Source organism: Novosphingobium sp. 11B, assembly GCF_054589055.1.
Map to the genome: position 1 here is coordinate 1 of NZ_BAAILP010000162.1, position 11,403 is coordinate 11,403.

Annotated in this window: 9 protein-coding genes; 3 read left to right on the forward strand and 6 right to left on the reverse strand. The window is 66.6% G+C overall.

Annotation, left to right across the window (positions count from 1 at the left end; genetic code table 11):
• Positions 1-561 (forward strand): aldose epimerase family protein (locus ACYPYD_RS14995; RefSeq protein ID WP_459663961.1); only part of this gene is annotated, 561 nt, incomplete at its 5' end.
• Between the two features lie 218 nt (positions 562-779).
• Here ACYPYD_RS14995 and ACYPYD_RS15000 read toward each other — a convergent pair.
• Entirely contained in the window at positions 780-1,790 is a 1,011-nt protein-coding gene (locus ACYPYD_RS15000) for an alpha/beta hydrolase (RefSeq protein ID WP_459663962.1), read from the reverse strand.
• 76 nt (positions 1,791-1,866) lie between these two features.
• Positions 1,867-4,755: a TonB-dependent receptor gene (locus ACYPYD_RS15005; protein ID WP_459663965.1), complete on the reverse strand. Its 2,889-nt coding sequence runs from the start codon at positions 4,753-4,755 to the stop codon at positions 1,867-1,869.
• 299 nt (positions 4,756-5,054) lie between these two features.
• Between ACYPYD_RS15005 and ACYPYD_RS15010 the strand changes: the two genes are divergently transcribed.
• Complete coding sequence (locus ACYPYD_RS15010) at positions 5,055-6,356, forward strand: pectate lyase family protein (protein WP_248005717.1); 1,302 nt, start codon at positions 5,055-5,057, stop codon at positions 6,354-6,356.
• Positions 6,357-6,394: 38 nt separating this feature from the next.
• The gene (locus ACYPYD_RS15015) at positions 6,395-6,748 is read left to right on the forward strand and encodes a cupin domain-containing protein (protein WP_036530740.1); all 354 of its coding nucleotides are present in this window, start codon (positions 6,395-6,397) and stop codon (positions 6,746-6,748) included.
• Positions 6,749-6,808: 60 nt separating this feature from the next.
• On the opposite strand, the gene ACYPYD_RS15020 is transcribed toward ACYPYD_RS15015, so the two are convergent.
• From ACYPYD_RS15020 to kduI, 4 genes are all read right to left on the reverse strand, one after another.
• The gene (locus tag ACYPYD_RS15020) at positions 6,809-8,356 is read right to left on the reverse strand and encodes a carboxylesterase/lipase family protein (protein ID WP_459663967.1); all 1,548 of its coding nucleotides are present in this window, start codon (positions 8,354-8,356) and stop codon (positions 6,809-6,811) included.
• Between the two features lie 121 nt (positions 8,357-8,477).
• A complete protein-coding gene (locus ACYPYD_RS15025) occupies positions 8,478-9,500 on the reverse strand; it encodes a sugar kinase (protein WP_459663969.1) in 1,023 nt (340 codons plus the stop codon).
• Positions 9,500-10,258, reverse strand: coding sequence for a 2-dehydro-3-deoxy-D-gluconate 5-dehydrogenase KduD (gene kduD, locus ACYPYD_RS15030; RefSeq protein ID WP_459663971.1), 759 nt, complete (start codon positions 10,256-10,258; stop codon positions 9,500-9,502). The genes ACYPYD_RS15025 and kduD overlap by 1 nt, the downstream gene beginning before the upstream one ends.
• Before the next feature lie 89 nt (positions 10,259-10,347).
• Positions 10,348-11,184, reverse strand: a complete 837-nt coding sequence (gene kduI / locus ACYPYD_RS15035) for a 5-dehydro-4-deoxy-D-glucuronate isomerase (RefSeq protein WP_008831744.1) — start codon at positions 11,182-11,184, stop codon at positions 10,348-10,350.
• Between the last annotated feature and the right edge of the window lie 219 nt (positions 11,185-11,403).

The window sequence follows — 11,403 nt, forward strand, 5'->3', positions numbered from 1 at the left end:
CCGTGGATGGTGAAAGACGAGCAGGCCGACCGCGCGGTGCTGGCCTGCCTTCATTCGTCCGACGAGCACTGGCCGTGGGACTGGTCCGCCACGCAGAGTTTCTTGCTGGAAGACGGCGCGCTGCAGGTGACGCTGGAGGTCACCAACCGGTCCGACCGCGCCATGCCCTGTGCGCTGGGCCAACACCCCTACTTCGTGCGCGATCCCGATGCGCGGGTAACTTTCGCCGCCGAGGGCGTCTGGCTGAGCGACGCGCGGATGATCCCCAGCGAGACAGCGCTTGCGGATACCTTCGGAGACTTCGCGCGAGGGGCCGTACCCGACCCGATGACTCTGACCGACAACTGCTGGTTCGGCTGGCAGGGCGAGGCGCGGCTTGGGAGCGTCAGTGTGACGTCGCCCGAGGCCGGGTTCCTGCATCTTTACGCCCCGCCGGGGGAGGACTTCCTCTGCCTTGAGCCTACGACAGCGATGCCCGATGCGTTCGGACGGGTCAGCAGCGGCATGACGGTACTGGAGCCGGGTGAGACACAGGCGTTAACGATAGTGGTGCGGGCCTGATCCGGGTCAATTAGTCGCCGTCATTCCCGCGAAGGCGGGAACCCATCTCCTGACGGCTCCTCTTGCACGGGCATCAGTTGGGTCCCTGCCTTCGCGGGGATGACGGAGAGCGTTTCGATCACGCCAAGGCGGGCATCGATAGCGCTTCCGGCAAGGCGCCCCGCCGATGCCAAGGCCGTTCACGACCAGCGGTCCCGGATCAAGTCCGGGACGACGGCTTATCCGAACCCGACCGTCCGCGCCCATGCCCGCCACATCTCGGGCCAGATCTCGACCGGCTTGCCGATGGCGCGGCGCAGGCCGAAACCGTGCCCGCCATTGGCGAAAAAGTGGGCCTCGACCGGCACCTTGCGGGCTTTCAGCGCCGCGCGCAGGCGTACGGAGTTCTCCGCCGGAACGACATCGTCGTCCTCGGCATGAACGAGGAAATGCGGCGGCGCGTCGGCCGGGACCATGCGGTCGGGGGAATGCGCGGCCTCAAGCTCCGGCGTCGGCGAAGGGCCGAGCAGCAGATTACGCGATCCGGGATGCGCTATGCCTGCGTCCATGCTCACCACCGGATAGATCGGCGCGGCGCAGAACGGCTTTGCAGAGAGCTTGTCCGCCGCGTCCATGGGATCGTAGACCCTGGAGGCAAACCGCGCACCGAGGTCGGCGCAGAGGTGTCCCCCGGCGGAAAAGCCCATCGCCGCGACCCGTTCGGGGTCGATGGCGAAGTCCTTCGCGCGGTGGCGGATCAGACGCATGGCGCGCTGGGCGTCGGCGAGCGGGGTGTCGGGGCCGCTCGACCAGCCCTCGCCCGGCAGGCGGTAAAACAGGACGAAGGCGGTGAAGCCGCGCGCGGTCAGCCAGCGGGCGATCTCGTAGCCTTCCTTGTCGACGACGATCCAGCGGTAACCGCCGCCCGGCGTGATCATCACCGCCGCGCCGTTGGGCCGGTCCGGGCGAAACACCGCCATGCGCGGCCGAGTCACGCCGTAGACCGCACGGTCGGTGACGAGGGCGTCGGTGGAACGCTCGTCCACCGTCTCGGTCAGCGGTGCCTTGAGGTGCGCAGGCGGTCCCTTGGGCCAGAGGTCGATTGTCTCGGTCGGCTGCGGAAGGCCGGGCGGGAGTGCCTTGGAAGCGACGGGAGGCGGCGTCTGCGCATTGGCTGGACTTGTGGCCTTTCCAGCCAGCCCAGCAACGGCAAGGGAACCTGCAATCAGGGTTCTGCGATCGAAATCCACACCGGGCTCCCTTGGAAAACAAAAAGGAGCGGGGTTCACGGGCCGGAACCCGCGAACCCCGCGTCAGGGGAGGAGATCAGATCTTCGCGCGCGCGCCGAACAGGATCGTGCGCCCGAAGTGATTGTTCTCGTAGTTACGGGTCTGATAGATGTCGTTGTAGCGATAGCGGTAGGCATCGGTCAGGTTGTTGCCGTCGATCGACAGCTCCAGCCATTCGGTCGCCTTGTAGCGCACCGCCGCATCGACGCTGGTGTACGAACCGTACCCTTCGAAGATGTTGCCGGTGGCGCTGCTCGCATCGCTGAACGGACTGCGATAGCTGACCGAACCGCGAAGGCTGAACTTGCCGTCGTCATAGTACAGCGTCGCGTTCCAGGCCCGCTTCGACACGCCGTAGAGGGTGTTGCCGTACGTCTTCGTAACGCCCGTGAGCGCGCAGGCGCCGGTCGTCGCGTTGCGGGTACAGGCGGTCTCGGCCGGACCCGTGATCTTGTAGTCGGCACCGCTGTCCACGAAGGTCACGTTGCCCTGGAAGCCGGTGTGGCTGAGAATACCCGGCAGGAAGCTGAAGGGCATCTGCAGCGCCACTTCCACACCCTTCAGGGTCGCGCCTGCACCGTTAACCTGCGACGACACCACGTATTCCTGGTTGGGATCGTAGTTGATGTAGGCAGGCGTGCTCTGGCCCAGCACGTCGCGGCCGAGGCCGAGCTGCGGCAGCGTGGCGACATACGTGCCCGCGACCGGGAAGCTCTCGATCTTCTTGATGAAGCCCGCCACCGACAGGAGCGCCTGCGGAGCGAAGTACCACTCGACCGAGGCGTCGAAGTTGGTCGCGCGGTAGGGATCGAGGAACGGGTTTCCGAAGGTCACGCGGTAGTTGAAGCCGTCCACCGAGCCGCCCGGGTTGAGGTTGCCCAGCGAGGGACGGGTGATGACCTTGGCGATCGCGCCGCGCAGGATCACGTCGTGGCGCGGGTACAGCGCGATGTTCATCGACGGCAGCCAGTCATCGTACGTCCGCTGCACGGTCGCCGCGACGCCGGCGGTGTAGCCGGTCGATTTCTGGTCGGTGTGGGCATAGCGCATGCCCGCATTGCCCGCGTATTCGAGGCCGAAGATCTCGCCCTTGACGTCGAACTGCACATAGCCGCCCGAGGTCGTCTCGCGCACCTGGCGGTTGTTGCCGAGATCCTCGACGGCGGTGCGGCCGTAGAGGTTGGTGTATTGGGCCGCCTTGGCGATGTCGGCGACGAGCCATTGGCTGGTCGTCCCGCTCGGCTGGCCCGCATTACCCAGGTTGACGAGCTGCGAGATGTCCGAGGTCACCGGCAAGCCGTAGACGCTGGACGAGCAGGTCACGGTGCCGAGAATCAGGTCCCGCGTGCCGTTGCTGCCGCAGGCCGCCGTGTCACGCATGAACAGCTGGGTGCGGAAGTCGTAGCGGCGCCACACCGCGCCCGCCTTCACCGTGAAGCCGTCGGTCAGGTCCCATTCCGTGCGGAATTGCGCGGTCTTGAACTTGTTCTTCACGTAGGATGGACGGTCGCGGATTTCCGCCAGCTGGAAGTTCGCCGGGTTCGTCACGTCGAGGTCGTAGCTCAGCACCGGCGACTTCATGTCCGAGTAGTCGTAGCTGAAACCGTTGGCGTTGCGGTTGTCGTAGGCGAAAGTCGTCTCGACCGGGATGTCGGCGTTCGATTGCGACATGCCGCCCAGCAGCGTGAAGCGCAGGGTGTCGCTGACGTCCTGGTCCCAGGTCGCGCCGACCTGCCAGAAATCGGTCTTCGACTTGCGCAGGTAGCTTTCGGTGCGGACATAGGCGTTGTTGAAGGTCGCGCTGACCATGTTGCCCTTGTCGTCGTAGACCGGGTCCACGACGTCGAAGCGGCGCTCGTTCGAACGGGCGAGCACTTCGAGCCACTGCTCGGCGCGGGTTTCCTTGAACGAGGAATAGAGCCCGTCGATCGAGAACTTGGTCCGGTCGGTCGGCTCGAACTGGATCGAGCCGGTCAGGCCGAGGCGCTTGCGGTCATGCTCGACCACGCCGTAGCGCGGGATGCGCGGGTGGAACGAGAGCGATGCCTCGTCGCACGCGGCCGAGGGACGGTAGCTGCCGCCGGTGCTCACCGGATTGCCGCCGGTCGCGCCGGGAACCGAGTAGTAGCACGGATTGCCGTCCACCGAGTTGAAGTAGGCCTGCGCCCAGCGTACGGTGTTGTTGCCGCTTTCGATCGTGTCGGTGTGCGAATAGGCGGCCGAGAGGTTGACGCCGAACGTGCCCGCATCGTTGCGCCAGGACAGCAGCCCGGCCATGCGCGGACCGACGTTCTTCGACAGGTCGTTGTACGAACCCTGCAGGTTGAGCACGCCGGTCAGGCCCGCCTTGGCCGCCAGCGGATTGCCGGTGTTGAGATCGACCACGGCACCCAGCGAGCCTTCGTCGAGGCTGGCTTCGGCGGTCTTGTGAACGACGAGGCTGCTGAACAGTTCCGAAGCGAAGACGTTGAAATCGAACGAGCGGTCGCGGTTGGCGGAGGCGCCGTCGGAGCTGGTGGCGATCGTCTCCAGCCCGTTGACGCGGACGCGGGTGAACTGCGCGCTGAGGCCGCGCACCGTGATCGCACGGCCTTCGCCGCCGTCCTTCTGGATCGAGATGCCGGGGATGCGCTGCAGCGACTCGGCAAGGTTCTGGTCGGGGAACTTGGCCATGTCCTCGGCCACGACCGCATCTACCGCCGAGATCGATTCGCGCTTCACGTTGAGCGCGGCCTGCAGCGACTGGCGAAAGCCGGTGACGATGATGTCGCCCGCAGTCGCGGTCTCGTCTGCAGGAGCTGCGGCATCCGCCGTATCCTGCGGCGCGGGCGCCGCGTCCTGCGCCATCGCAGCCGACGACACGAGAGCGCTGCCCGCGCACAGGGCAGCCTTCAAAAGCGAAATTCCGGTAACATGCTGGCGCATGACAACATCCCCTCACGACCCTTGCGGGTCAAAAATGATACCGGTGTCAGAAGGAAGCGCGGCTAACGCGCGCATTGTTCCGGCACCTCTACTCCCGCCCCTTTCGGAGCACCTCGGGCGACCTCCAAAATCGCCCCACCCGTTCCGAAGATCATCCTTGCGATCCTTGGTAACCGGTGTCATCAATATGTGACGCAGGGAGAACGCCCTGTCAATACTCGGAGTCAACAAGCTCCGCCAATGGGAGATCGACAGTGAAAATCCGCAGGCTCGCGAGCCAGATTGTCCTTCCGATTCTGATGGTTGCTTCCACCCCGGCGCTGCTGCACGCAGCCCCGCTAGAGCCCACCCGCGGCGGCGAAGGCGGCCGCATCATCCGCGTCACGACTCTCGCGAAGGACGGTCCCGGATCGCTGAAGGCCGCGGTCGAGGCGAAGGGCAAGCGCATCATCGTCTTCGAGGTCGGCGGGGTCATCGACCTTCAGCGCACGATCCTGAACATCGACGAGCCTTTCCTGACGATCGCCGGGCAGACCGCGCCTTCGCCGGGCATCACGATCGTGCGCGGCGGCATCGATCTCAAGGGCCACGACGTCAAGATCAGCCACATCCGCGTGATGACCGGGGTGGACGGCCAGGCCAAGCTCTCTGGCTGGGAGGCGGATGCCTTCTCCACCGTCGCCGCGCACAACGTGATCGTCGAGCACTGCAGCTTCTTCTGGGCGATCGACGAAAACATGTCGACCTCCGGCCCCCGTTTCAACGGCAAGACCGTCAAGGAATGGCGCGCCGCCACCAGCCATGACGTGCTGTTCCGCGAGAACCTCGCGGCCGAAGGCCTCGCCGACGCCAGCCATCCCAAGGGCGAGCACTCCAAGGGCACGCTGATCCACGACAACGCCACCGGCATCACGCTCTACCGCAACGTCTACGCGCACAACATGGAGCGTTCACCGCTGGTGAAGGGCGGCGCGCAAGTGCTGATGGTCAACAACATGATCTTCGACCCCGGCCACCGCGCGGTGCACTACAACCTGATGAACCTGGAGTGGGCCGGCCACGACTACGTCACCGGCGAGATCACCGCCGTGGGCAACGTCATGCGCGCGGGCAATTCGACCGCGCCCGGCCTGCCGTTCCTGACGCTGGGCGGCGACGGCGATCTTGCGTGGTATTCCAAGGACAACATCAACGTCGATCGCTGGGGCAACCCGGCGCCGATGTTCGGCCGCTACGGCGTGACCAAGGCGAAGCTGATCGAGAAGGATTCGCCGATGGCCAGCCTGGGCGGCCTCGACGTCATGCCCGCCAAGGACCTGGAAACCAGCCTGCTCGCCTCGGTCGGCGCGCGTCCGTGGGACCGTGCGCCCGATGATATCCGCGTGCTGTTCTTCGTCGCCGAGGGACGCGGCGAGATCATCGACGACGAGAAGGTCGTCGGCGGCTACCCGCACCCCAACCCGACCGCCGCGCCGTTCGTGGACAAGGACTGGAACCTCAAGACCATGGAGCCGAAATCCGGCGTCTATCCGGGCCAGAAGGGCGGCGCGCAGGAGAAACTCTCCGCCCGCGACGAAGCCATGCGCGAGAACGCGAAGTGATCGGGGCGGCGCTCCTGCTGCTGGCGGCGGCTCCGGCGATGGCCGTCATCGACGAGCGCGACACCGTGCGCGAGGAAGCTCCTCCGCACGGCGCCATCGGCATGAGCACCGCCTATCGCATCTCCGACGCAGCGCCAGCGCCGCGCACGATGGAATTCCGCCGCCGCGTCCTCCACAAGGGCGCGGCGATCGGCGAGCATCCCATTGCGCACGATGAGGTTTACTACGTGCTCTCGGGCGAGGGCGAAGTCGTCTCCGACGGCAAGCGCGCGCAGCTCACGCCGGGAATGACCGCCTATCTCTACGACGGCGCCGTGGTCGGCATCTGGCAGCGGGGCGAGGAACCGCTTTCGCTGGTAATCGCCTATCCCAACCCGCCCGCCGCCAAGTAGGTTTCGGCACGACGAATTCTGCAAATTCCTCCCCGACACAAGCTCGGGGAGGAATTTGCGTCACACCCCCGGCTGGACGTAGGGCGCCCTCGCCCACAATTCGCGCTGCCAGCGGCGCGGATCGTTCTCCACGCGCACGGTATCGCCGAACACCATCGTCTCGCGCGCGGGCAGGCGGTACGGCGACCACTGCGCCAGTTCCGGTCGCCCGGTCTTGGCCAGACCGGTAAAGGCGCGCATCATCGCCCCGCTCAGCCTGCGAGCCGCGTCGTCGGTGCCCGAATAGCTGCCCGGCGCGTCCAGCGTGCCGAAGACATAGGGAATGTCGTCCGTATGTGCCGCCCCGCGCAAGGGGTCCGTCGGCGAGGGACGGTCGAGTTGGTACACCCACGTCGATCCCGCCCCGGCCGCCGCCCGCGCATCGGCCTCGATCACTTGCCCCGGCCATGACCGGCCCGCCGTGGTGGCTGCGTAATAGATTTGCTCGGGCGTCCAGCCGGGCTCCTGGGCGCGGTACTGCTCGACCACCCAGACCGGGTCGAGGTCGATCTTGATCTCGGGCACGATGCGCGCGGCAAGGTTCTCCCACGAGAGCCCCTGCAGCTTGGGTCCCCGCGGATCGAGGAAGGCGCGCGTCTCCTCGCGCACGTTGCCAAGGATCATCGGCACGCCCAGCGACTGCGGCGCGGCATCGGGCCAGAACGGATGCCGCGGCAGGTTGGTCATGTCGAGCACCGGGCCAAAGTAGACCCCGCCGCCCATGACCGGATCAGTGGCGGCAAGACCCTCGACCAGCCGTTCGATCTGCATCGTTCGCAGGCCCTCGACGTCGCCAGGGGCGAGCTTCAGCGCCGCCATAAACGCCTGCGTGCGCGCCCAGGCATGGGCTGGGCCGCTGGCCTGCACCTGCTGCCCGCTCATCGTCGCGGCGGCGTGGAACAGGCCCTTCGCGGCGGGCATCGCCATGAGCGTCGCGATCTTGGCGCCGCCGCCCGACTGCCCGAAGACCATGACCCGCGCCGGATCGCCGCCGAACTTTGCGATGTGCTCGCGCACCCATTGCAGTGCAAGGATCAGATCGAGCTGGCCGAGATTGCCGCTATCGGCATAACGCGCACCGAAGGGCTTGAGCCAGGCATAGCCCAGCGCGTTGAGCCGGTGGTTGACGGTGACGACCACGACATCGCCGTCGGCGGCCAGCTTCGCGCCGTGGGTCAGCGGATCGGTGACCGAGCCGGTGGTGTAGGCGCCGCCGTGGAAATAGACCATGACCGCCCGCTTCGCGCGCGGGTCCGCCTCGGGCATCCAGACGTTGAGGAACAGGCAGTCCTCGGACTGCGGCTCGCCCGCCATGGCGCGTTGCGGGCAGATGGGGCCGAACTTCGCGGCGGTGATCGCAGGGCCTTCGAGCGGCTCGGCGACCGGACGGGCAAAGCGCTCGGCGCGGCCGTAGCGGATGCCCTTGAAGGCATGGACGCCGCTTTCCGGGACGGCGATGTAGCGACCGATTCGGGGCGTCTTCGCGCTGCGAGCGAGAGAGGGGAGCGGCGCCGTGGCGGCGAGCACTGCCGCCGATTTCACGAGGGTTCGACGCGAAAGGTCGGTCATGATGCTCTCCCAAGCTGAAGTGCGTGCCGCTCACCCACCCCGCTGCGACTAGGCAGCAAGCTGCCAAGTCTCGCTCCCCTCCCGCTTGCGGGAGGGGCTGGAGGTGGGCCTTCTTCTTCTCTTAGCGCCTGACGTCGCCGCCCGAAGCCGAGAAGGCTTCCAGCTCCGCCGGTCCAACAAGACACATGTCGCCCGGCACGGTATGCTTGAGCACGGTGTAGGCCAGCCCCGCCTGCGCGGTGGCGACGAGATCCGCGCCCTGCAGCCACTTGTGCAGCACGCCCGCCGCGAAGGCGTCGCCGGTGCCGATGCGGTCGACGATGCCGGTGACGTCCACCTCGCTGGTCTGGTGCGCCGCGTCTCGCGCATCGAGACGCGCGGCGATACGGTGATGGCCGGAGTTCACCACGTGACGCGCCGTCGAGGCGATCAGTTGCAGCTTCGGAAACGCCTCGAAGGCGGCCAGCGCGGCCTCGCGCCGACGGTCGGAGCCATCGCCGGAGAACGCCTTGCCCAGCAGCAGCGAGATATCCCGGTGGTTGCCGATCATGACCGTCGCCGACTGCATCAGGTCGGTCAGGATGGCGCGCGGATCGCTGTCCCAAGCATCCCACAGCAGTGCGCGGTAATTGCCGTCGAAACAGACAGGCACGCCGGCGCTGTTGGCCGCGGCGACGGCGGCTTGCGCAAGCGCGACGCCTCCGGGGCCGAGCGCCGGCGTGATGCCCGACAGGTGGAGCAGTCGGGCGCCCTCGAGCGCGGAGGCGAAGTCGAACTGGTCCGCCTTGGAGGTTGCGAACACGGAACCCGCGCGATCGTAAGTGATCGACGAAGGCCTCAGGCCCGCTCCGCTCTCGAGGAAGTAGAGGCCCATGCGGCCGGTATCGCGCCCGACGTGGGCGGTATCGATCCCGGCGGCATTCAGGGCCGCGCGCGCCTTGTCGCCCAGCGGGCTGGACGGCAGGCGCGTCAGCATCTTCACGTTATGGCCCAGCGAGGCGAGCCCCGCCGCGACGTTCGCCTCGGCCCCGCCGACGACCATGTCCAGCGCATCGCACTGCACCGTCAGCCGCGCACCCGGCGTCGCGAAGCGCAACAGCACTTCGCCGAATGTGACGACGTGGCCGGAAGCGCTATCGGTCATCAGCGCGCCAGCCAGCCGCCGTCGACGGCGAGTACCTGACCCGTCACGTAGTCCGATGCCTGCGAGGCGAGGAACACGGCGGCGCCCGCGATATCCTCGGGACGGCCCCAGCGGCCGGTCGGGATGCGCTCGAGGATCTGGCGGTTGCGCGTCTCGTCGGCGGATAGCGCAGCGGTGTTGTTGGTGGTGATATAGCCCGGCGCAATCGCGTTGACCTGCACGCCCTTGGGCGCAAGCTCATTGGCCATCGCCTTGGTGACGCCGGAAACGCCCGACTTCGCCGCCGCATAGCTCGGCACGCGGATGCCGCCCTGGAAAGTCAGCAGCGAGGCGATGTTGACGATCTTGCCGCCCTCACCGCGCTCCACCATGCCCTTCGCCGCCGCCTGGCTGAGGAAGAACAGGGTCTTGAGGTTGGTGTCGATCACCGCGTCCCAGTCCTCTTCGGAGAACTGCAGCAGGTCGTCGCGGCGGATGATCCCTGCGTTGTTGACGAGGATATCGACCTTGCCGAGACCCTCCACCGCTTCGTCGATGACGCGCTGGACCGGCTCGATGCTCGACAGGTCGGCCTTGATGTTCACGGCCTTGCGGCCCGTCGCGGCGATCAGCGCCAGCGTTTCGGTCGGCTCCGAGCGGCCTGCCACGGCGACGTCGGCGCCCGCCTCTGCCAGCGCGACGGCGATGGCTTGGCCGATGCCGGTGTTGGCGCCGGTGACGAGCGCGGTCTTGCCCGTCAGGTCGAAGGATATTGCCATGATACCATCTCGCCACTGCGGGCGCCGTCACGCGTGTAGCGTGCGGCGCCCCTGATTATTCGTCGTTGCCTTCGGTGCGGGGCCAGTTCCTACTGGAGCTGGCAGATGTCCAGCACGTTCATGTCGGTGTAGTCGAGGTTCTCGCCGCCCATCGCCCAGATGAACGCATACTTCTTGGTGCCCGAACCCATGTGGATCGACCACGGCGGGCTGATGACGGCCTCTTCGTTGGCGATCACGATGTGACGCATCTGGTCGGGCTCGCCCATGTAGTGGAAGATGCGGTCGTTCTCTTCGGGCAGCTCGAAGTACAGGTAGATTTCCGAGCGGCGGTCGTGGAGGTGCGGCGGCATCGTGTTCCAAACCGAGCCTTCTTCCAGCACGGTCAGGCCGAGCAGCAGCTGCGCGCTCTCGCACACGCCGGGGATCACCAGCTGGTAGATCGTGCGCTGGTTAGAATTGGCGAGGTCGCCGCGCGCCAGCGGGTTGGCCTGATCGAGCGTGATATGCTTGATCGGCAGCGCCTTGTGAGCGGGAACCGAGGCGATGTAGAAGCGCGCGCCCTCACCCTCGAAGATCACCTCGTTCGTGCCCATGGGGACGTAGAGGCATTCCTTGTTCTTCATCTCGAAGCGCTGGCCGTCGACGGTGATCGCGCCCGGTCCGCCGATGTTGGTGATGCCCGCCTCGCGGCGCTCGAAGAAGGACTTGCCCTCTGCGCTCTTGGGCACGGTCTGCAGCGGCAGGGCAAGCGGCTCAGCGCCCGGAACCGCGCCGCCGATGATGAAGCGCTCGTTGTGCGAGTAGTTGAGGTTGACCTCGCCGGCCTTGAACATGCCGGTGACCAGGTAGCGGTCGCGCAGTTCTTCATTGGAGACACACTCCATCATGTCCGGATGGGTGGCGTGGTACGTCTTGCAGAACACTGTGAACTCTCCCGTTCAGGTCTTGGCGGCATTCGTATCCGCTTTAGGTAACCGGTGTCAACGAGGTTTCAAAGACGTTTCAAAACTCGTCATCCCAGCGAAGGCTGGGACCGCTGGCTGTCTTTAGGCGCGCGTTTGCTGCGGGGGCTTCGACAAGCTCAGCCTGAGCGGGATCGGGAGGTTTACTCTACCTCCGCTCACCCTGAGCTTGTCGAAGCC